This is a genomic window from Enterobacter cloacae complex sp. 397G4, assembly GCF_050031515.1.
GTDB lineage: Bacteria > Pseudomonadota > Gammaproteobacteria > Enterobacterales > Enterobacteriaceae > Enterobacter > Enterobacter hormaechei_C.
The window spans coordinates 865,535-886,883 of the sequence record NZ_JBLGWE010000001.1; the positions used below are offsets into that span (position 1 = coordinate 865,535).

A 21,349-nucleotide genomic window follows, 5' to 3' on the forward strand; every position below is an offset into this window, starting at 1 on the left:
TTACGGCGTATCCGCGGGCGGGATGCCGAAGTCAGGCATCCCGTTTTCGTTCCAGCGGACGAGTTTCAGGCGAGTATGGCGATTGGGATCGTAAAGCGGATCGCCTTCAATTTCAGTGTAGTTTCGCGCGTGGTAGACCAGCACATCTTCGCCTTCCGGCGTCTGCGTAAAGCTGTTATGGCCTGGCCCATACTGACGGTTTTCGTAGCTGGTGACGAACACCGGGCGCGGGGATTTATGCCAGTTAGCCGGGTTTTGCGGATCGGCATTCAGGTCTGCCCACAGTAATCCCATGCAGTAGTTCTCGTCGGTGGCGCTGGCGGAATAGCTGATAAACAGCTTATCGCCATGGAACAGCACCGCCGGGCCTTCGTTGACCCAGAACCCACGGCACTCCCAGTCATATTCCGGTTTACTGAGCATCACCGGCTCGCCTTTCAGCGTCCACGGATTTTCCATTTCACACAGGTAAAGATTGGAGTTACCGGAAATGTCCGGGGCTTTTTGCGCCCACAGATACCAGCGTTTACCCTGATGAACAAAGGTGGTGGCATCCAGCGCGAAGGTGTCAAACGGGGTTTTGATTTGCCCTTTTTCCACCCACGTACCGGTGAGCGGATCGCGATCTGCGCATTCAATGGCAAACATGCGATGCTGGAACATCCCGAGCTGATCGAGCGCCTGGGTATGCGTGGCGGCAAAATAGATGTACCACCTGCCGTCGATATGATGCAGTTCCGGTGCCCAGATCAGCTGGCTCATCGGGCCGGTGTCGGGCTTGCGCCAGACAATCACCTCTTCGGCATCGCGTAAACCTTCCAGCGAGTCCGCGCGGCGGATCGCCAGCCGATCGTACTCCGGTACGGAGGCGATAAAGTAATATTGCCCATCGTGACGCAGGATATACGGGTCGGCGCGTTGTTCAATAAACGGGTTTGGCCAGGTTTGCATTCGGCTTTCCTTATTTAGTCTCAGCGGCTTTGAGTTCCTGATAATCGTTCAGCTCGCGATAGTTGGTGCGACGCTTTTCCAGATCGGACTGGATCTGCTTCATGGTCTCACGGTCCACTTTCAGCAGACGTACTACGCCCGCGGTAATTAAGTATCCAATGCCGGGAATGACGGTAAACAGCAGCACGATCCCGTTGATGGCGTCCGCGCTCTGCGCTTTTGCGCCCGCGTCGTAGCCGTACCAGGAGAGCAGGAAGCCGACCATTGCCCCGGCAATCGCCAGACCCAGCTTCAGGAAGAAGATGTTGCCGGAGAAGCTGATCCCGGTGATGCGTTTCCCGGTTTTCCATTCACCGTAGTCGTCCACGTCGGCCATCAGCGACCAGTGCAGCGGTGACGGGATCTGGTGCAGGATGTTCAGCAGGACGTAGAGCACGACAATAGTTGTCGTCGCTTTCGGGTCGAAGAAGTAAAAGGCGCAGGAGAAAATCGCCAGCACGATGTTGGTCCAGAAGAAGACCTTCAGCTTACACCAGCGGTCGGTCAGCACTTTCGCCAGCATACTGCCGAACATCATGCCGACCACGCCCAGGCTGATAAACAGCGTGGCGAAATGGGTGCTTTGCCCCATGACCCAGGTGACGTAATACATGGTGGCCGCCATGCGGATAAAGCCGGGGCAGACGTTGCACAGCGTTAACAGCAGGATCCGCACCCACTGGTCATTCTTCCACACGTCTTTCAGGTCGTTTTTCAGTTCGTCATGAGTTTGCACCGCCGGACGCACGCGCTCCCGCACCGTGGCGAAGCAGAACAGGAACATGCAGGTACCAATCAGCGCCAGCACGGTCATCGCCATCTGGTAGCCTTTGGCTTTGTTATCCCCACCGAACCAGTCGGCCATCGGCAGGAGCGTCAGCGACAGCAGCAGCGTGGCGATACCAACCATAACAAAACGGTAGGACTGGCAGGCAACGCGCTCTTTCGGGTCGTTGGTGATCACGCCGCCCAGCGAGCAGTAGGGAATGTTGATAGCCGTGTAGGTCAGCGACAGCAGGAAATAGGTGACAAACGCATAGATAACTTTGCTGTTATAGCTCCAGTCAGGCGTGGTAAACATCAGGATGCTGAACAGCGCGTAGGGGAAGGCAATCCACAGCAGCCATGGACGAAACCGGCCATATTTGCTGCGGGTACGGTCGGCAATCGCGCCCATAATTGGGTCCGTGACGGCATCAATGACGCGTACGGACAGGAGTAAAACGCCAACCAGTGCAGGAGCCAGACCAAAAATATCCGTATAAAAGTAGTTAACAAATAACATGATGGCGCCAAAGATGATGTTGCATCCGGCGTCACCCATGCCATAGCCGATCTTTTCTTTTACTGACAGTTTGTTGTTATTCATCGACAGCTCTCCGGGTTTCGGTATGGAGAGAATTATTCGCTGGTAAACGAATATATGCGTTGCAATATAAAGGCGGTGATATGGAGGATTTTGCTGTGGGCGCGAATTTGTGAGGAAGGTAACAAGACGCTGTACCCGCAACCGCGAGTACAGCGAGAAAACACTTAGTGCGCTTTCACCGTTTTGGCATTTTTCTGTTTCACCATATAACCCACGCCGAGGATCGCAATCCAGACCGGGATCAGGTAGACAGAAATCGCCATGCCTGGGGTGATGAGCATAATGACCAGCACAGCTGCCATGAACAGCAGGCAAACCCAGTTCCCCAGCGGATAGAGCAGGGCAGGGAAGCGCGTGGTTACGCCCTGCTGGTGCTTGGCGCGGCGGAACTTGATGTGCGCGAGGCTAATCATCGCCCAGTTAATCACCAGCGCGGAAACCACCAGCGCCATCAGCAGACCGAAGGCAGATTCCGGTGCCAGGTAGTTAATCAGAACGCACAGCGCCGTCACGACCGCCGACACGATGATGGTATTAACCGGTACGCCACGCTTATCAACGGTAAGCAGCGCTTTCGGTGCGTTGCCCTGTTGCGCCAGGCCGAACAGCATACGGCTGTTGCAGTAAACGCAGCTGTTATAAACGGAGAGCGCGGCGGTCAGCACCACGACGTTGAGCGCGTTCGCCACGAAGGTGTCGCCCAGCTCGTGGAAGATGAGCACAAACGGGCTGGTATCCGCCGTCACGCGCGTCCATGGCAGCAGGGAGAGCAGGACCGCCAGGGAGCCCACATAGAAGATCAGAATACGGTAGATAACCTGGTTAGTGGCTTTCGGAATGCTCTGCTCCGGGTTGTCGGCTTCCGCGGCGGTGATGCCCACCAGCTCCAGACCGCCGAAGGAGAACATGATAATTGCCATCATCATCACCAGACCGGTCATGCCGTGCGGCAGGAACCCGCCTTGCTCCCAAAGGTTGCGCACGGTGGCCTGCGGACCGCCGTTGCCGCTGAACAGCAGCCAGCCGCCGAAGATGATCATCGCTACAACGGCAATCACTTTGATGATGGCAAACCAGAACTCCATCTCACCAAACACTTTTACGTTGGTCAGGTTAATGGCATTGATAATGACGAAGAAGGCCGCCGCAGACGCCCAGGTGGGGATCTCCGGGTACCAGAACTGAATGTATTTCCCAACGGCGGTCAGCTCGGCCATGGCAACCAGAACGTACAGAACCCAGTAGTTCCACCCCGAGGCGAAACCTGCGAAGCTGCCCCAGTATTTATAGGCGAAGTGGCTGAATGAGCCTGCGACCGGCTCCTCAACAACCATTTCACCTAACTGGCGCATAATCAGAAATGCAATAAAACCCGCAATCGCGTACCCCAGAATAATGCCCGGACCGGCCGACTGGATAACCGATGCACTGCCCAGAAACAGGCCAGTACCAATAGCACCGCCCAGGGCGATGAGCTGAATATGGCGGTTTTTAAGGCCGCGCTTTAGCTGATCGCCATGCTGTTGAGCTTCCATTTGAAACCTCGTGTGTGGTTGTTATGTTCACGCTGTGCGTGTGTAATTATGAAAGTCCATATTCTGTATTTATTTCTTTACGGTTAACGATACCGAAAAAAGCGGAGATGGCTTCCGTTAGCGCAAGAATAGTGGTAAGCGCCAGCGAATGCACCTGCTTTATGAAGGGATGAAGACGACTTGAATAAAAAGAAACCAATTGTAAATCGGTACGTTAACCCCTCATACCCCAACCTATAGAATAGAAATGCGTCAGAAGAGGGCGAATTTTCATTTTTTGCCTTGTTGAATCGCTTCAGATTGCAAAAACCCTCGTTTCATTATGGTTAAAACTGCCTCTTTGGTAGTAACCATTTCATTTGTGCAAAGTTACATTCCTGAAACGTTAGTTCTGTAAGGTTGTTAAAATGTGCCGGGTTTACTGATTTCAATCAAAACCAATATGGACAGAAGGTGAATACTTTGTTACTTTAGCGATACGAACATGAAATTGGTAAGACCAATTGACTCCGGGCAAAAAGGCGTAAGACAGGGAATATGGCCTACAGCAAAATTCGCCAACCAAAACTTTCCGATGTGATTGAGCAGCAGCTGGAGTTTTTGATTCTCGAAGGGACACTGCGCCCGGGCGAGAAACTCCCGCCAGAACGCGAGCTGGCAAAACAGTTCGACGTTTCACGCCCCTCTCTGCGTGAGGCGATTCAACGTCTCGAAGCAAAGGGCCTGTTGCTCCGTCGCCAGGGTGGCGGAACCTTTGTGCAAAACAGCCTGTGGCAGAGCTTCAGCGACCCGCTGGTAGAACTTCTCTCTGACCACCCAGAATCCCAGTTTGATCTGCTTGAGACCCGTCACGCGCTGGAAGGTATCGCGGCTTATTACGCCGCCCTTCGCAGCACTGATGAAGACCGCGTACGTATTCGCGAGCTGCATCAGGCCATTGAACGGGCACAGCAGTCCGGCGATTTAGACGCCGAGTCCAATGCCGTCGTCCAGTATCAAATTGCCGTCACCGAAGCGGCGCACAACGTGGTGCTCCTCCATCTGCTACGCTGCATGGAGCCGATGCTGGCCCAGAACGTTCGTCAGAATTTTGAATTGTTGTATGCCCGTCGGGAGATGCTCCCGCTGGTAAGCAACCATCGCACCCGAGTATTCGAGGCGATAATGGCCGGGGAACCGGAGCAGGCGCGCGAAGCGTCGCACCGCCATCTGGCTTTCATTGAGGAAATCTTGCTGGACCGCAGCCGTGAACAATCGCGTCGCGAACGTTCATTACGCCGCATACAGCAACGAAAGGATTAAGCGCCAGGTACTTTTAGAGCGCGGCAACTAAACGCAGAACCTGTCTTATTGTGTTTTCTGGCGAAAATACAATGGGACAGGTTCCAGACAAATCAACGTATTAGATAGATAAGGAATACCCCCATGTCAGAACGTCTCCAAAATGACGTGGATCCGATCGAAACTCGCGACTGGCTACAGGCGATCGAATCGGTCATCCGTGAAGAAGGTGTTGAGCGCGCTCAGTATCTGATTGATCAGCTGCTTTCAGAAGCACGCAAAGGCGGCGTGAAAGTGGCTTCAGGTGCAGGGGCTAGCAACTACGTAAACACGATTGCCGTCGAAGACGAACCGGAATACCCGGGCAATCTGGATCTGGAACGCCGTATCCGTTCTGCTATCCGCTGGAACGCCATCATGACCGTTCTGCGCGCATCCAAGAAGGACCTGGAACTGGGTGGCCACATGGCGTCCTTCCAGTCTTCTGCGACCATTTACGAAGTGTGCTTCAACCACTTCTTCCGTGCAGCTAACGAGAAAGATGGCGGCGATCTGGTGTACTTCCAGGGCCACATCTCTCCGGGCATCTATGCACGTGCCTTCCTGGAAGGTCGTCTGACTGAAGAGCAGATGAACAACTTCCGTCAGGAAGTTCACGGTAAGGGTCTGTCTTCTTACCCGCACCCTAAACTGATGCCTGAGTTCTGGCAGTTCCCGACCGTATCTATGGGTCTGGGTCCAATCGGTGCGATCTATCAGGCTAAATTCCTGAAGTACCTGGAACACCGTGGTCTGAAAGACACCTCTGAGCAGACCGTTTACGCCTTCCTGGGCGACGGTGAAATGGATGAGCCAGAATCTAAAGGCGCGATCACCATCGCGACCCGTGAGAAGCTGGACAACCTGTGCTTCATCATCAACTGTAACCTGCAACGTCTGGATGGTCCGGTAACCGGTAACGGCAAGATCATCAACGAACTGGAAGGCATCTTCGCAGGTGCTGGCTGGAACGTGATCAAAGTGATGTGGGGCGGTCGTTGGGATGAGCTGCTGCGCAAAGACACCAGCGGTAAACTGATCCAGCTGATGAACGAAACCGTTGACGGCGACTACCAGACTTTCAAATCCAAAGACGGTGCCTACGTTCGTGAGCACTTCTTCGGCAAATATCCTGAAACCGCAGCCCTGGTTGCAGACTGGACTGACGAGCAGATCTGGGCGCTGAACCGCGGTGGTCACGATCCGAAGAAAGTTTACGCTGCACTGAAAAAAGCGCGTGAAACCAAAGGTAAAGCGACTGTGATCCTGGCCCACACCATCAAAGGTTACGGCATGGGTGATACCGCAGAAGGTAAAAACATCGCTCACCAGGTTAAGAAAATGAACATGGACGGCGTGCGTTATATCCGCGACCGTTTCAACGTTCCAGTGACCGATGAGCAGGTAGAAAAACTGTCTTACATCACCTTCCCGGAAGGTTCTGAAGAGCACAAGTACCTGCACGAACGTCGTCAGGCGCTGAAAGGCTACCTGCCTGCTCGTCAGCCTAACTTCACCGAGAAGCTGGAACTGCCAGCGCTGGAAGATTTCTCTCAGCTGCTGGAAGAGCAGAACAAAGAGATCTCTACCACTATCGCTTTCGTTCGTGCCCTGAACGTGATGCTGAAGAACAAGTCGATCAAAGATCGTCTGGTTCCAATCATCGCCGACGAAGCGCGTACTTTCGGTATGGAAGGTCTGTTCCGTCAGATCGGTATCTACAGCCCGAACGGTCAGCAGTACACCCCGCAGGACCGTGAGCAGGTTGCATACTACAAAGAAGACGAGAAAGGTCAGATCCTTCAGGAAGGTATCAACGAACTGGGTGCAGGCGCATCCTGGCTGGCTGCTGCGACTTCTTACAGCACCAACAACCTGCCGATGATCCCGTTCTACATCTACTACTCCATGTTCGGGTTCCAGCGTATCGGTGACCTGTGCTGGCAGGCAGGCGACCAGCAGGCTCGCGGCTTCCTGATCGGTGGTACTTCTGGTCGTACGACCCTGAACGGTGAAGGTCTACAGCACGAAGATGGTCACAGCCACATTCAGTCTCTGACTATCCCTAACTGTATCTCTTACGACCCGTCTTACGCGTACGAAGTGGCAGTCATCATGCATGACGGTTTGCAGCGCATGTACGGTGAAGCGCAAGAGAATATTTACTACTACATCACCACCCTGAACGAAAACTACCACATGCCGGCAATGCCAGCAGGTGCCGAGGAAGGTATCCGTAAAGGTATCTACAAACTCGAAACCATCGAAGGTAGCAAAGGTAAAGTTCAGCTGCTGGGCTCTGGTTCTATCCTGCGTCACGTTCGTGAAGCAGCGCAGATCCTGGCGAAAGACTACGGTGTGGGTTCCGATGTGTACTCTGTTACCTCCTTCACTGAACTGGCGCGTGATGGCCAGGATTGTGAGCGCTGGAACATGCTGCACCCAATGGAAACCCCACGCGTTCCGTACATCGCTCAGGTGATGAACGACGCGCCAGCGGTGGCGTCTACTGACTATATGAAACTGTTCGCTGAGCAGGTTCGTACTTACGTTCCAGCTGATGATTATCGCGTACTGGGTACTGACGGCTTCGGTCGTTCTGACAGCCGCGAAAACCTGCGTCACCACTTCGAAGTTGATGCTTCCTACGTGGTAGTAGCAGCACTGGGCGAACTGGCTAAACGTGGCGAAATCGATAAGAAAGTGGTTGCAGACGCAATCACCAAATTCAACATCGATGCAGATAAAGTTAACCCGCGTCTGGCGTAAGAGGTAAAAGAATAATGGCTATCGAAATCAATGTACCGGACATCGGGGCTGATGAAGTTGAAATCACCGAGATCCTGGTCAAAGTGGGCGACAAAGTTGAAGCTGAACAGTCGCTGATCACCGTAGAAGGCGACAAAGCTTCTATGGAAGTCCCGTCTCCTCAGGCTGGCATTGTTAAAGAGATCAAAGTCTCTGTTGGCGATAAAACCGAGACCGGTAAACTGATCATGATTTTCGATTCCGCCGACGGTGCAGCAGCTGCTGCGCCTGCGCAGGAAGAGAAGAAAGAAGCCGCTCCTGCTGCTGCTCCAGCAGCGGCCGCGGCAGCGAAAGAAGTGAACGTGCCTGACATCGGCGGTGACGAAGTTGAAGTCACTGAAATCCTGGTGAAAGTGGGCGATACCGTTGCGGCCGAGCAGTCACTGATCACCGTAGAAGGCGACAAAGCCTCTATGGAAGTGCCGGCACCGTTCGCGGGTACCGTTAAAGAGATCAAGATCAACACCGGCGACAAAGTGTCTACGGGTTCCCTGATCATGATTTTCGAAGTGGCGGGCGCTGAAGGCGCTGCGGCTCCAGCGAAAGCGGAAGCTGCTCCGGCTCCGGCTGCTGCACCAGCGGCTGCTGGCGGCGTGAAAGACGTTAACGTACCGGACATCGGCGGTGACGAAGTTGAAGTGACCGAAGTGATGGTAAAAGTGGGCGACAAAGTTGCCGCTGAACAGTCAGTGATCACCGTTGAAGGCGACAAAGCTTCTATGGAAGTGCCTGCGCCGTTCGCCGGTACCGTTAAAGAGATCAAAATCAACACCGGCGACAAAGTATCTACCGGCTCTCTGATCATGGTCTTCGAAGTGGAAGGCGCAGCACCTGCCGCCGCTCCAGCTGCCGCGGCTGCTCCGGCACCGGCTGCTAAACCGGCTGCTGCCCCTGCTGCTAAAGCAGAAAAATCTGAGTTCGCTGAAAACGACGCTTACGTCCACGCGACTCCGCTGATTCGTCGCCTGGCGCGCGAATTCGGTGTGAACCTGGCGAAAGTGAAGGGCACTGGCCGTAAAGGCCGTATCCTGCGCGAAGACGTTCAGGCTTACGTGAAAGATGCGGTGAAACGCGCCGAAGCTGCACCAGCTGCTGCTGCCGGTGGCGGTATCCCGGGCATGCTGCCATGGCCGAAAGTGGACTTCAGCAAGTTCGGTGAAATCGAAGAAGTGGAACTGGGCCGTATCCAGAAAATCTCGGGTGCTAACCTGAGCCGTAACTGGGTAATGATCCCGCACGTTACCCACTTCGATAAGACCGATATCACCGATCTGGAAGCGTTCCGTAAACAGCAGAACGCCGAAGCTGAGAAGCGTAAGCTGGACGTGAAGTTCACTCCAGTGGTCTTCATCATGAAAGCGGTTGCCGCTGCCCTTGAGCAGATGCCTCGCTTCAACAGCTCCCTGTCCGAAGACGGCCAGAAGCTGACGCTGAAGAAGTACATCAACATCGGTGTTGCGGTTGATACGCCAAATGGTCTGGTTGTTCCGGTCTTCAAAGACGTGAACAAGAAGAGCGTCACTGAGCTGTCCCGTGAGCTGACCACCATCTCCAAAAAAGCGCGTGATGGTAAGCTGACTGCCGGCGAAATGCAGGGCGGCTGCTTCACTATCTCCAGCATCGGCGGCCTGGGTACCACCCACTTCGCGCCGATTGTGAACGCGCCGGAAGTGGCTATCCTCGGTGTGTCCAAGTCCGCGATGGAGCCGGTGTGGAATGGCAAAGAGTTCGTGCCGCGTCTGATGATGCCAATCTCTCTGTCCTTCGACCACCGCGTGATCGACGGGGCTGATGGTGCGCGTTTCATCACCATCATCAACAACATGCTGAGCGACATTCGCCGCCTGGTGATGTAATCGAAAAGCCGGCCAGTCGGCCGGCTTTTTTCTGATAATCTCATGGGGTTTTTGAGGTTATTGGTGAAAGCGATAATTCGTGAGCCGTTTGTTGTTTCAAAATTGTTAACAATTTTGTAAAATACGGGCGGATAGAACGACCCGGTGGACGACGGGTATACATTAAGAGGTCATGATGAGCACAGAAATCAAAACTCAGGTCGTAGTACTTGGGGCAGGCCCGGCAGGTTACTCCGCAGCATTTCGCGCCGCGGATTTAGGTCTGGAAACCGTCATCGTAGAACGTTACAGCACCCTCGGCGGTGTTTGTCTGAACGTCGGCTGTATCCCTTCTAAAGCGCTGCTGCACGTAGCGAAAGTTATCGAAGAAGCCAAAGCGCTGGCTGAACACGGTATCGTCTTCGGCGAGCCGAAAACCGACATCGACAAAATTCGTACCTGGAAAGAGAAAGTTATCACTCAGCTGACCGGCGGTCTGGCGGGTATGGCCAAAGGCCGTAAAGTGAAAGTGGTAAACGGTCTGGGTAAATTCACCGGTGCGAACACCCTGGAAGTGGAAGGCGAAAACGGCAAAACCGTGATTAACTTCGACAACGCGATCATCGCGGCAGGCTCTCGCCCAATCGAACTGCCATTCATTCCACATGAAGATCCACGCGTGTGGGATTCCACCGATGCGCTGGAGCTGAAAACCGTTCCTAAGCGCCTGCTGGTTATGGGCGGCGGTATCATCGGTCTGGAAATGGGTACCGTGTACCATGCGCTGGGTTCAGAGATCGACGTGGTTGAAATGTTCGACCAGGTTATCCCGGCTGCCGACAAAGACATCGTTAAAGTCTTCACCAAACGCATCAGCAAGAAATTCAACCTGATGCTGGAAACCAAAGTGACTGCCGTTGAAGCGAAAGAAGACGGTATTTACGTTTCCATGGAAGGCAAAAAAGCCCCATCCGAACCACAGCGTTACGACGCCGTGCTGGTGGCTATCGGTCGTGTGCCGAACGGTAAAAACCTCGACGCGGGCAAAGCTGGCGTGGAAGTGGACGACCGTGGCTTCATCCGCGTTGACAAACAGCTGCGCACCAACGTGCCGCACATCTTTGCTATCGGCGATATCGTCGGTCAGCCAATGCTGGCGCACAAAGGTGTTCACGAAGGTCACGTTGCCGCTGAAGTTATCGCCGGCATGAAGCACTACTTCGATCCGAAAGTGATCCCATCTATCGCCTACACCGAGCCAGAAGTTGCATGGGTCGGTCTGACTGAGAAAGAAGCGAAAGAGAAAGGCATCAGCTACGAAACCGCCACCTTCCCGTGGGCTGCTTCTGGCCGTGCTATCGCATCCGACTGCGCAGACGGTATGACTAAACTGATCTTCGACAAAGAGACTCACCGCGTGATCGGTGGTGCGATTGTCGGTACCAACGGCGGCGAGCTACTGGGTGAAATCGGTCTGGCTATCGAAATGGGCTGTGACGCGGAAGACATCGCGCTGACCATCCACGCTCACCCGACTCTGCACGAGTCCGTGGGCCTGGCGGCAGAAGTGTTTGAAGGTAGCATTACGGACCTGCCAAACGCGAAAGCGAAGAAGAAATAAATTTCTTCAGATGAAAAAAGCGGCCTCAGGCCGCTTTTTTTATGCGCCGCGTTCAGGGGGTGACAGGCTGCCAGGTTTTATCCGGGTGGTATGCAGCGAGCGCCTGCGCTTTTTGTGCCGAATCGTTGCCGAGATTTGCCTGATGCACCTTGTCATCCTGGTTAACAACAAAGCTCATTACCCCCGTCTGACCATAGCTCACGGGCCAGGCAACCATCGCAAAGCCATTTTTATCAGGCAGAATGCGGAACCGATAGCCGTGATAGCCCATACCCGGCTCCGGCGGGCTGAAGGCGGGACCCAGCGGGCTTGGCGCTTCGCCCGGCGAGATGGGCCAGTACAGGCCGTCTTTTAGCCCTGGCGTGCTGACAATCTTCTGCGCATAGCGGTGGTTCATGGCGTAGTAGCTGTGCTGTGCGTCGACGTAGGCGTGCAGCGCTTCGATAGCCGCGAGTTCGTTGCGGCCGATTTCGCGGGTCAGGATCTCATCCGCCGCTTTCTGCATATCAAATTGCCAGCCCTCTTTTTTCTTCACTACCGGTATGGGGAGTTGCCAGCCGTTATCGCCAACTGACAGATGGGCAATATCGCCGCTGATTTCGGTACGATGGTTAATCTTCCAGTCACGCAGGAATCGAGCTACCGCCTCCGGATCAACTCCTTCAGGTGGCAGATAGTCGCGCCAGTTATCCCCCAGCAGGTCGGCCATCGCGCGCTCATTCTGCTCGCTGATGGCCTTCGTCAGGGCATTGGCTGCCTGCTCAGGCGTGGAGAAGGATTGCTGGGCGCAGGCGAAGGTGGATACCATCAACAACAGCATTCCACCGATCGGTTTCATGTTCATAGCGGCTCCCTTAACGACGGTGGAATTCACGGTGTTCGGTATGGTGTTCGGACAGCTGCTGGCGGAAGCTGGCACGCTGCTCACTGTTCAGCGACGCGTGCTGGCGGCTTTGCAGCCCGCGCTGGTGCTGGGCCTGCCAGCTGGCCGAACGGCTGTCGTTGCCGCTCAGGGCGTTTGCCCGCAGCGGCTGATGCTGAACCTGCGTCGGGCGTCTGGTTTGCGCAAGAGTATTATTCATCTGTTGTGCGTGTGGCCGCGCGCTGTCGTAGCCGCGATAGTTGCTGCGCTGAGAGAGCTGCTTCAGCTGCTGCGCGGACGCTGAATGTTGCGGGAAATGCGCGTCGCCATGCTGTAGCTGTGTGAGGGTTTTGCCCGTCGACTGCTGTACCTGCGCCATCGCAGCCTGCCGCTGGCTATCGCGGTTGACCGGCTGCTGCCGGGTAGCGCTCAACCCGCCCGGCACTGAAGTCTGATGATAGCGGCTGGCAAGCTGGCTATTGGCGTAGGGCACGCCGTTGCGGTAGGCCGGATTATGCTGCCAGACCTGATGATTATCGGTAAGGTGCTCGCCGGTGATCTTATTGAAGTTATTAACATTAATATTAATGTTATCGCCGTTATGCGAATAACCGCCGTGGTGATCGTCATCATGATCGTGATGGTGATCGTCGTCATCGTCCCAGTCTATGTTACTGAACAGCGCATAGGTAGTGGCTACGCCGAGGCTATAGCCAAAGCCTCTGACAAAACTATTGGTAAACTGCTGGCCGGGAGACGGGGGCAGATACACAGGCGGATAGCTGGCGTTTGGCCACGTGCCGTAAACGGTGGAAGGGTTGTAGGTAGGGACATAAACCACCTGTGGATCGGCTGGCTCAATTTTAATCACCGTCGGACTAGCCGACGTTGACGTCGCGGCTGTACTGGTGGAGGCTGGCGCAGATTTTTTCACGGTGGTGACGGTCTGCTGCGGGGTGGATTGCAACGTGCCTGTCTGCTGCGCGAGCAGGCGCAGACGCTGCACGGAATCCATCACATCCTTTGGCTGGGCCAGAAAGGCGTCGCCGAGGCTCTGTACCCACGACGGGTTTTCTCCCATCAACGACATTAACTGCGGAAAGGCGACCAGCGATTTCACGCTGGCATCCCATGGCTGCCCGCTGACCGCCTGAATGGCGGTATCGCCCTGCATTTTAGGGTTGTCCTTTGACCACTGGGCGGCCTGAATCACGCTCGCCGGATAGGTTGAGGCCATCAGAATTTGCGACAGCAGCGCGTCGGGATAGAGCGCAATGGGCGCTGTCCACTGATCGATCTGCGCGGCGGTATAGGCCGGAGTCGCCACCGGGGCAGGCTGTGCTGCCGGGTCGGGGAGCTGCGGGGCTACCGGCGCAGGTGCGGGAGCGGGTTCCGTTGCGCGGCTTTTAACGAACATGACGCCCGAGGCGGCAAACAGCCCCGCACTGCAAAGCAGAACAAGAAGATGTGGTTTAAAAGGCAACTTCATAGATTGACTCCAACGAGACGAGTGCAGTGCCGTGAGGCGTTGCTGTTGCCGCGAGTATCATTCACCCGTGTTTTACAGTTTTGACTTTTGTTGGGAAAACCTCCGAAGCATCCGGATAAAGAGTGTGAGTATTTATTACACAATTATATCGGATGGCTGAGCAGGCGACGGACATTCAAAAGGCCGCTCTTGCGAGCGGCCAGCAGCTAGCTGCTGGGGTGGCGACAAACTTACGGAACTGCTTTCGGGCCCGGTGACGGGGTGCTATACCATGCTTAACGATTCAGCAAATTTTTTAATGTTGCTTTTTTGTAAACAGATTAACACTGTGCAGAAATCCTGCTATGCTGCCCGACGCGGTATCGGGCATTTACCCTACAAACTGCTGTCTCACAGGAGCGTGAAGAGAACGCCCGCCGCATATGACAATGAGAGCGAGGAGAACCGTCGTGCTAGAAGAATACCGTAAGCACGTAGCAGAACGTGCCGCCGAGGGAATTGTACCCAAACCGTTAGATGCAACCCAAATGGCCGCGCTCGTCGAGCTGCTGAAGAACCCGCCTGAGGGCGAAGAAGAATTCCTGTTAGATCTGCTGATCAACCGTGTACCGCCTGGCGTAGATGAAGCTGCCTACGTAAAAGCCGGATTCCTTGCCGCCGTTGCCAAAGGCGAAGCCACCTCCCCACTGGTTACTCCTGAAAAAGCGATTGAACTGCTCGGCACCATGCAGGGCGGCTATAACATTCATCCGCTGATTGACGCGCTGGATAACGACAAGCTGGCGCCAATTGCTGCCAAAGCGCTCTCTTCAACGCTGCTGATGTTCGATAACTTCTACGATGTGGAAGAAAAAGCCAAAGCAGGCAACGTTTACGCGAAGCGGGTGATGCAGTCCTGGGCCGATGCCGAATGGTTCCTGAACCGCCCTCAGCTTGCTGAAAAAATTACCGTTACCGTCTTTAAAGTGACCGGTGAAACCAACACCGATGACCTTTCTCCGGCGCCGGATGCATGGTCTCGCCCGGATATCCCACTGCACGCCCTGGCGATGCTGAAAAACGCCCGTGAAGGCATTGAGCCGGATCAGCCAGGCGTGGTTGGCCCGATCAAACAGATCGAAGCCCTGCAACAAAAAGGTTTCCCGCTGGCTTACGTCGGTGACGTGGTTGGTACCGGTTCTTCCCGTAAATCCGCCACCAACTCCGTGCTGTGGTTCATGGGCGACGACATTCCGCACGTGCCGAACAAGCGCGGCGGCGGCCTGTGCCTCGGCGGCAAAATTGCGCCAATCTTCTTCAACACCATGGAAGATGCGGGCGCGCTGCCAATTGAAGTGGACGTGAGCAACCTGAACATGGGCGACGTGATTGACGTTTACCCGTATAAAGGCGAAGTGCGCAACCACGAAACCAACGAACTGCTGGCCAGCTTCGAACTGAAAACCGACGTGCTGATCGACGAAGTGCGTGCCGGTGGTCGTATTCCGCTGATCATCGGCCGTGGCCTGACCACCAAAGCGCGTGAAGCGCTGGGTCTGCCGCACAGTGACGTATTCCGTCAGGCGAAAGACGTGGCCGAGAGCAACCGCGGTTACTCTCTGGCGCAGAAAATGGTGGGTCGCGCCTGCGGCGTCACTGGTATCCGTCCTGGCGCGTACTGCGAACCGAAAATGACCTCCGTGGGGTCTCAGGACACCACTGGCCCAATGACCCGTGATGAACTGAAAGACCTGGCGTGCCTGGGCTTCTCTTCCGATCTGGTGATGCAATCCTTCTGCCACACCGCGGCGTATCCGAAGCCGGTTGACGTAACCACGCACCACACGCTGCCAGACTTCATTATGAACCGTGGCGGTGTCTCCCTGCGTCCGGGCGACGGCGTTATCCACTCCTGGCTGAACCGCATGCTGCTGCCGGATACCGTCGGTACCGGCGGTGACTCCCATACCCGTTTCCCAATCGGGATCTCCTTCCCGGCGGGTTCCGGTCTGGTGGCGTTTGCCGCAGCGACCGGCGTGATGCCGCTGGATATGCCGGAATCGGTGCTGGTGCGCTTCAAAGGTAAAATGCAGCCGGGCATTACCTTGCGCGATCTGGTGCACGCGATCCCGCTGTATGCCATTAAACAGGGTCTGCTGACCGTCGAGAAGAAAGGCAAGAAAAACATCTTCTCTGGCCGCATTCTGGAAATTGAAGGTCTGCCGGATCTGAAAGTGGAGCAGGCGTTCGAGCTGACCGATGCCTCTGCCGAGCGTTCTGCGGCGGGCTGTACCATCAAGCTGAACAAAGAGCCGATTATTGAGTATCTGACCTCCAACATCGTGCTGCTGAAGTGGATGATAGCGGAAGGCTACGGCGACCGTCGTACGCTGGAGCGTCGTATTCAGGGCATGGAAAAATGGCTGGCGGATCCGCAGCTGCTGGAAGCCGATGCTGACGCAGAGTACGCGGCGGTGATTGAGATCGATCTGGCGGATATCAAAGAGCCAATCCTGTGTGCGCCTAACGATCCGGACGATGCGCGTCTGCTCTCTGACGTACAGGGCGATAAGATCGACGAAGTGTTCATCGGCTCCTGTATGACCAACATCGGCCACTTCCGTGCTGCCGGTAAGCTGCTGGATACCCACAAAGGCCAGCTGCCGACCCGTCTGTGGGTGGCGCCGCCAACCCGTATGGATGCGGCGCAGCTGACCGAAGAGGGCTACTACAGCGTGTTTGGTAAGAGCGGGGCGCGTATCGAAATCCCTGGCTGTTCCCTGTGTATGGGCAACCAGGCGCGCGTGGCCGACGGTGCGACGGTGGTTTCCACCTCAACCCGTAACTTCCCGAACCGTTTAGGTACCGGGGCGAACGTTTACCTGGCCTCTGCGGAGCTGGCGGCGGTTGCGGCGCTGATTGGCAAACTGCCAACGCCGGAAGAGTACCAGACCTTTGTGGCTCAGGTAGATAAGACGGCGGTGGATACTTATCGTTATCTGAACTTCGACCAGCTCTCTCAGTACACCGAGAAGGCTGACGGGGTGATCTTCCAGACCGCAGTATAAATGCTACCCTCTCCCGTGGGAGAGGGGCTGGGGGTGAGGGCACCAGACCGCTCCGCACCTGACCCATTGCCCGGTGGCGCTACGCTTACCGGGCCTACAAAACCCATCGCAACGTCGGTGGGTTTTTTATTTTCATTCCTCCCACCTCTCCCGCTTTTTTTCTTCCTCTCTGCTGCGATAATTACCCTAATGGCTTTGCAGAGGAAAACGCTATGGATTACGAATTTTTGCGCGACATCACCGGCGTGGTGAAAGTGCGAATGTCGATGGGGCACGAAGCCGTTGGACACTGGTTTAACGAAGAGGTGAAAGAGAACCTCGCGCTGCTGGATGAAGTCGAACAGGCGGCGGAAACGGTGAAAGGCAGTGAACGCTCCTGGCAACGCGCCGGGCACGAATACACGCTGTGGATGGATGGCGAAGAGGTGATGGTGCGCGCCAACCAACTTGAGTTCTCGGGTGATGAGATGGAAGAGGGGATGAGCTACTACGACGAAGAGAGCCTGTCGCTTTGCGGCGTGGAAGACTTCCTGAGCGTGTTGAACGCCTACCGCGATTTTATGAAACAGAAGTAACTCCCCGAAGCGTCCCTGCTCCGGATCACGTTTACACGGTCGGAATGTTACGGCCGTAGTAAATTTCGCGCATCTCTTTCCAGAGCAGGTCGGTAATGACCTTACGCTCTTCGTCACTTAAATCTTCCGGCCTGGTATGGAACATATAGTGCTTAAGATCGAACTCTTTAAGCATCATCTTGGTATGGAAGATATTCTCCTGATAGACGTTCACATCCATCATGTCGTACAGCGACTTCATGTCCTCGGACATGAAGTTCTGAATGGAGTTGATCTCATGATCAATGAAGTGCTTCATGCCGTTGATATCACGGGTAAAACCGCGCACGCGATAATCAATAGTGACGATATCGGATTCCAGCTGGTGGATTAAATAATTCAACGCATTCAGCGGTGAAATCACGCCGCAGGTCGACACTTCAATATCCGCGCGGAAGGTACACAGCCCGCCTTCCGGGTGGCTTTCCGGGTAGGTGTGCACGCAGATGTGGCTTTTATCCAGGTGGGCGACTACCACTTCCGGCAGCGGGCCGGGGTGCTCGGTTTTGTCGATAAGCTTCGGGTCAACCGGCTCTTCACTCACCAGAATGGTGACGCTCGCACCCTGAGGCTCATAATCCTGGCGCGCGATATTCAGGATGTTCGCGCCGATAATCGAGCAGGTCTCTGTCAGGATCTCGGTCAGACGGTTGGCGTTGTAGAGTTCATCGATATAGGCGATGTAACCATCGCGCTCTTCTGCTGTTTTGGCGTAGCAGATATCGTAAATACAAAAACTCAGGCTTTTGGTCAGATTGTTAAAGCCATGCAGTTTAAGCTTTTTCAATTAGTTCACCTCCTTTGAGGACAGCGCGTCTTGCAGATATTGAGGCAACGCAAAGGCTGCGGTGTGGATCGCCGGGTTGTAGTAGCGGCACTGGAGTCCGGCCTGGTGGAAGCGGGCCTGCACGATCTCGGTAGAGAGATGGCGCAGAACGTCGTTATCCGTCGCCCAGGCAAAGGTCATGATCCCGCCGTAGTAAGTGGGGATCGCCGCCTGGTAGAAGCTGACGTCAGCAAAATAGGTGCTCAGCTTACGGTGGCTATCAAGCGCTTCATCCTGTTGCAGGAAGCAAACGCCGTTTTGCGCCACAAAAATTCCGCCAGGCTTCAGGCAGCGCTTGCAGCCTTCGTAAAACGACGAGGTAAACAGCGACGCGCCCGGACCGATAGGGTCGGTACAGTCAGAGATAATGACATCAAACGTTTGCGTAGTCTGGTTAACAAAATTGACGCCATCATCGATAACCAGATTAAACCGCGGATCGTCATAGCTGCCGGCATTATGGTTGGGCAGATACTGGCGGCAGAACGACACCACACCGGCGTCGATTTCCACCATGGTGATGGTTTCGACATTCTGATGGCGAGAGACTTCACGCAGCATCGCGCCGTCGCCGCCGCCGATAATCAGCACGTCCTTCGCGTGGCCGTGGGCCAGCAGCGGGACGTGGGTCATCATTTCGTGATAGATAAACTCGTCGCGCTCGGTGGTTTGCACCACGCCGTCCAGCGCCATCACGCGGCCAAAGGCGGCGTTTTCGAAGATTATCAAATCCTGATGATCGGTTTTCTCATGATAGAGCACGTTATCCACGGCAAAATACTGACCAAACTGGTCATGCAGCGTTTCTTGCCATACCGTTTTTTCGGTCATGGGGAGCACCTCCTTCGTTAACATCCATTACATCCGGCAGATGGGCGCAACACAACACCGCCGTGAGGCGGTTAACGGGTCAACAAGGGGCGTCGGGAAGGTTACTTCACGTAGGCGAGCAGGCTGAGTGAATCGCGAGCCAGCGCTTTGCATTTTTTAGCAGTGGGAATGCCAATACCGCTTAAATCACGGTAGCTGTCTTCACCGAGCGCCTTCATGTCGAAGCTGTCGTAGTTGCTGAGGTCCCATTGGTTCTGCTGGGCAAAAAAGACCAGTGCGCGACGAATTTGCCCATTGGGTAAATTCTGGTAACCACAATCGTTTTTCAGAAAAACAAAAACTGCCGTCAGATCGGCCATATCTTCCGCTTCGTTTTCACTTAGCGCGTAACTGTTCGCACACATCGCCATCAGGCTGGCGAACAAAATTGTTCTGAAAAACGTCTTCATTGCCTTTACCACTGCATCACGGAAAATTAACGTTAGCATACTTGATGCCAGGCCGACGATCTTTATTATTGCCGCCGTGCTTGACCTTCCGGTAAGGGGAGGGTTTATGCTCAAAAGATCGCCTGCTGGAAATAAGGAAATGCACATGCAACGTCGTGATTTTTTAAAATTTTCTGCCGCACTGGGGGTTGCCAGCGCGTTACCTCTCTGGAGCCGCGCCGTTTTTGCCGCCGACAGACCGGCTTTACCCATTCCTGAATTACTCGCCGCAGATGCCCGCAGCCGCATTCAGCTTGTGGTGCAGGCCGGTAAAACCACGTTCGGTCAGCACGCCGCCACGACGTGGGGCTATAACGGCAATCTGCTCGGCCCGGCGTTGCAGTTACGCAAAGGGAAGGCGGTGACGGTAGACATTCATAACACGCTTGCGGAAGAGACCACGCTGCACTGGCACGGGCTGGAAGTCCCGGGCGAAGTGGATGGAGGGCCTCAGGGCATTATCAGGCCTGGTGGTAAACGCAGCGTAACCTTTACTCCGGAACAACGCGCGGCGACCTGCTGGTTCCACCCGCATCAGCATGGCAAAACGGGCCATCAGGTGGCGATGGGGCTGGCCGGCCTGGTGCTGATTGAAGACGATGAAAGCCGCCTGCTGCGCCTGCCAAAACAGTGGGGAATCGACGATGTCCCGGTGATTGTGCAGGACAAAAAATTCAACGCTGACGGGCAAATTGACTATCAGCTGGACGTAATGAGCGCGGCGGTAGGCTGGTTTGGCGATACACTCCTGACCAACGGCGCGATCTACCCGCAGCATGCCGCGCCAAAAGGCTGGCTGCGCTTACGTCTGCTTAACGGCTGTAACGCCCGCTCGCTGAACTTCGCCACCAGCGATAAACGCCCGCTTTACGTGGTGGCAAGCGACGGCGGCCTGCTGCCGGAACCGGTGAAGGTGAGCGAGCTGCCGATGCTGATGGGGGAGCGCTTCGAGGTGCTGGTGGATATCAGCGATGGCAAAGCGTTTGACCTGGTGACCCTGCCGGTCAGCCAGATGGGGATGGCCGTTGCGCCGTTTGATAAGCCGCATCCGGTCCTGCGCATTCAGCCGCTACAGATCACCGCCTCCGGTACGCTGCCGGAGACCCTCACCACACTGCCAGCACTCCCGTCGCTGGACGGGCTTACGCAGCGTAAACTTCAGCTTTCTATGGATCCGATGCTAGACATGATGGGCATGCAGGCGCTGATGAAGAAGTACGGCAATCAGGCCATGGCGGGAATGCATCACGGCCAGATGATGGGCCATATGAATATGGACCACGGTAAAATGGGCGGCATGGATCACGGCGGCCATGGTTTCGATTTCCACAACGCCAACCGCATCAACGGCAAAGCGTTCGATATGAACACGCCCATGTTCGCCGCCACGAAAGGGCAGTTTGAACGCTGGGTGATTTCAGGCGAAGGCGACATGATGCTGCACCCGTTCCATATCCACGGCACGCAGTTCCGTATTCTGTCTGAAAATGGTAAAGCGCCGGAGGCGCATCGTGCGGGCTGGAAAGATACGGTGAGGGTGGAAGGCGGCGTCAGCGAGGTGCTGGTGAAGTTCGACCACGAGGCGCCGAAAGAGTTTGCCTATATGGCCCACTGTCATCTGCTGGAGCATGAAGATACGGGGATGATGCTCGGTTTTACCGTATAAAAAAAAGCCGGGTGGCGGCTTCGCCTTACCCGGCCTACATAGGGCACC

General features: G+C 55.2%; 15 protein-coding genes. 7 read left to right on the forward strand and 8 right to left on the reverse strand.

Annotated elements, in window-relative coordinates:
* The 3 genes from ACQG1Y_RS04140 to aroP form a co-directional block, all read right to left on the reverse strand.
* A complete protein-coding gene (locus ACQG1Y_RS04140) occupies positions 1 to 951 on the reverse strand; it encodes a glycoside hydrolase family 43 protein (protein ID WP_033486449.1) in 951 nt (316 codons plus the stop codon).
* A gap of 10 nt (positions 952 to 961) precedes the next feature.
* Positions 962 to 2,359: a glycoside-pentoside-hexuronide (GPH):cation symporter gene (locus ACQG1Y_RS04145; protein ID WP_017383771.1), complete on the reverse strand. Its 1,398-nt coding sequence runs from the start codon at positions 2,357 to 2,359 to the stop codon at positions 962 to 964.
* A gap of 164 nt (positions 2,360 to 2,523) precedes the next feature.
* On the reverse strand, positions 2,524 to 3,894 hold the full coding sequence (gene aroP, locus ACQG1Y_RS04150) for an aromatic amino acid transporter AroP (RefSeq protein ID WP_015572685.1): 1,371 nt from the start codon (positions 3,892 to 3,894) through the stop codon (positions 2,524 to 2,526).
* A gap of 537 nt (positions 3,895 to 4,431) precedes the next feature.
* Between aroP and pdhR the strand changes: the two genes are divergently transcribed.
* The 4 genes from pdhR to lpdA all read left to right on the forward strand — a co-directional run bounded on the left by pdhR (position 4,432) and on the right by lpdA (position 11,478).
* A complete protein-coding gene (gene pdhR, locus ACQG1Y_RS04155) occupies positions 4,432 to 5,196 on the forward strand; it encodes a pyruvate dehydrogenase complex transcriptional repressor PdhR (RefSeq protein ID WP_015572686.1) in 765 nt (254 codons plus the stop codon).
* Between the two features lie 123 nt (positions 5,197 to 5,319).
* Positions 5,320 to 7,983: a pyruvate dehydrogenase (acetyl-transferring), homodimeric type gene (aceE, locus tag ACQG1Y_RS04160; RefSeq protein ID WP_003856315.1), complete on the forward strand. Its 2,664-nt coding sequence runs from the start codon at positions 5,320 to 5,322 to the stop codon at positions 7,981 to 7,983.
* 14 nt (positions 7,984 to 7,997) lie between these two features.
* Complete coding sequence (gene aceF / locus ACQG1Y_RS04165) at positions 7,998 to 9,878, forward strand: pyruvate dehydrogenase complex dihydrolipoyllysine-residue acetyltransferase (RefSeq protein WP_063135040.1); 1,881 nt, start codon at positions 7,998 to 8,000, stop codon at positions 9,876 to 9,878.
* Positions 9,879 to 10,053: 175 nt separating this feature from the next.
* Positions 10,054 to 11,478, forward strand: coding sequence for a dihydrolipoyl dehydrogenase (gene lpdA, locus ACQG1Y_RS04170; protein WP_003856313.1), 1,425 nt, complete (start codon positions 10,054 to 10,056; stop codon positions 11,476 to 11,478).
* 52 nt (positions 11,479 to 11,530) lie between these two features.
* On the opposite strand, the gene ACQG1Y_RS04175 is transcribed toward lpdA, so the two are convergent.
* The gene (locus ACQG1Y_RS04175) at positions 11,531 to 12,322 is read right to left on the reverse strand and encodes a DUF2950 family protein (protein ID WP_032671432.1); all 792 of its coding nucleotides are present in this window, start codon (positions 12,320 to 12,322) and stop codon (positions 11,531 to 11,533) included.
* Between the two features lie 10 nt (positions 12,323 to 12,332).
* Positions 12,333 to 13,829, reverse strand: coding sequence for a DUF3300 domain-containing protein (locus ACQG1Y_RS04180; protein WP_257438699.1), 1,497 nt, complete (start codon positions 13,827 to 13,829; stop codon positions 12,333 to 12,335).
* A gap of 449 nt (positions 13,830 to 14,278) precedes the next feature.
* On the opposite strand from ACQG1Y_RS04180, the gene acnB reads away from it, so the two are divergent.
* The gene (gene acnB, locus ACQG1Y_RS04185; RefSeq protein WP_032670550.1) at positions 14,279 to 16,876 is read left to right on the forward strand and encodes a bifunctional aconitate hydratase 2/2-methylisocitrate dehydratase; all 2,598 of its coding nucleotides are present in this window, start codon (positions 14,279 to 14,281) and stop codon (positions 16,874 to 16,876) included.
* A 212-nt stretch (positions 16,877 to 17,088) separates the two neighbouring features.
* The gene (gene yacL, locus ACQG1Y_RS04190) at positions 17,089 to 17,451 is read left to right on the forward strand and encodes a protein YacL (RefSeq protein ID WP_017694501.1); all 363 of its coding nucleotides are present in this window, start codon (positions 17,089 to 17,091) and stop codon (positions 17,449 to 17,451) included.
* A gap of 31 nt (positions 17,452 to 17,482) precedes the next feature.
* Here the strand turns inward: yacL and speD are convergent, their stop codons facing one another.
* From speD to ACQG1Y_RS04205, 3 genes are all read right to left on the reverse strand, one after another.
* Positions 17,483 to 18,277: an adenosylmethionine decarboxylase gene (gene speD, locus ACQG1Y_RS04195; protein ID WP_017694500.1), complete on the reverse strand. Its 795-nt coding sequence runs from the start codon at positions 18,275 to 18,277 to the stop codon at positions 17,483 to 17,485.
* The gene (gene speE, locus ACQG1Y_RS04200; protein WP_015572694.1) at positions 18,278 to 19,147 is read right to left on the reverse strand and encodes a polyamine aminopropyltransferase; all 870 of its coding nucleotides are present in this window, start codon (positions 19,145 to 19,147) and stop codon (positions 18,278 to 18,280) included.
* Positions 19,148 to 19,248: 101 nt separating this feature from the next.
* Complete coding sequence (locus tag ACQG1Y_RS04205) at positions 19,249 to 19,596, reverse strand: YacC family pilotin-like protein (protein WP_003856306.1); 348 nt, start codon at positions 19,594 to 19,596, stop codon at positions 19,249 to 19,251.
* A gap of 145 nt (positions 19,597 to 19,741) precedes the next feature.
* Here ACQG1Y_RS04205 and cueO point away from each other — a divergent pair, with 145 nt between their 5' ends.
* On the forward strand, positions 19,742 to 21,301 hold the full coding sequence (gene cueO, locus ACQG1Y_RS04210) for a multicopper oxidase CueO (protein ID WP_032652587.1): 1,560 nt from the start codon (positions 19,742 to 19,744) through the stop codon (positions 21,299 to 21,301).
* Positions 21,302 to 21,349: the final 48 nt, after the last annotated feature.

What these genes read in the sequence shown, in the direction of transcription:
- ACQG1Y_RS04175 (WP_032671432.1), bottom strand. Translation starts at nt 12,322, where the DNA reads ATGAACATGAAACCGATCGGTGGAATGCTGTTGTTGATGGTATCCACC.
- ACQG1Y_RS04140 (WP_033486449.1), bottom strand. Translation starts at nt 951, where the DNA reads ATGCAAACCTGGCCAAACCCGTTTATTGAACAACGCGCCGACCCGTAT.
- speE (WP_015572694.1), bottom strand. Translation starts at nt 19,147, where the DNA reads ATGACCGAAAAAACGGTATGGCAAGAAACGCTGCATGACCAGTTTGGT.
- yacL (WP_017694501.1), top strand. Translation starts at nt 17,089, where the DNA reads ATGGATTACGAATTTTTGCGCGACATCACCGGCGTGGTGAAAGTGCGA.
- aceE (WP_003856315.1), top strand. Translation starts at nt 5,320, where the DNA reads ATGTCAGAACGTCTCCAAAATGACGTGGATCCGATCGAAACTCGCGAC.
- aceF (WP_063135040.1), top strand. Translation starts at nt 7,998, where the DNA reads ATGGCTATCGAAATCAATGTACCGGACATCGGGGCTGATGAAGTTGAA.
- cueO (WP_032652587.1), top strand. Translation starts at nt 19,742, where the DNA reads ATGCAACGTCGTGATTTTTTAAAATTTTCTGCCGCACTGGGGGTTGCC.
- ACQG1Y_RS04205 (WP_003856306.1), bottom strand. Translation starts at nt 19,596, where the DNA reads ATGAAGACGTTTTTCAGAACAATTTTGTTCGCCAGCCTGATGGCGATG.
- lpdA (WP_003856313.1), top strand. Translation starts at nt 10,054, where the DNA reads ATGAGCACAGAAATCAAAACTCAGGTCGTAGTACTTGGGGCAGGCCCG.
- pdhR (WP_015572686.1), top strand. Translation starts at nt 4,432, where the DNA reads ATGGCCTACAGCAAAATTCGCCAACCAAAACTTTCCGATGTGATTGAG.
- ACQG1Y_RS04180 (WP_257438699.1), bottom strand. Translation starts at nt 13,829, where the DNA reads ATGAAGTTGCCTTTTAAACCACATCTTCTTGTTCTGCTTTGCAGTGCG.
- aroP (WP_015572685.1), bottom strand. Translation starts at nt 3,894, where the DNA reads ATGGAAGCTCAACAGCATGGCGATCAGCTAAAGCGCGGCCTTAAAAAC.
- ACQG1Y_RS04145 (WP_017383771.1), bottom strand. Translation starts at nt 2,359, where the DNA reads ATGAATAACAACAAACTGTCAGTAAAAGAAAAGATCGGCTATGGCATG.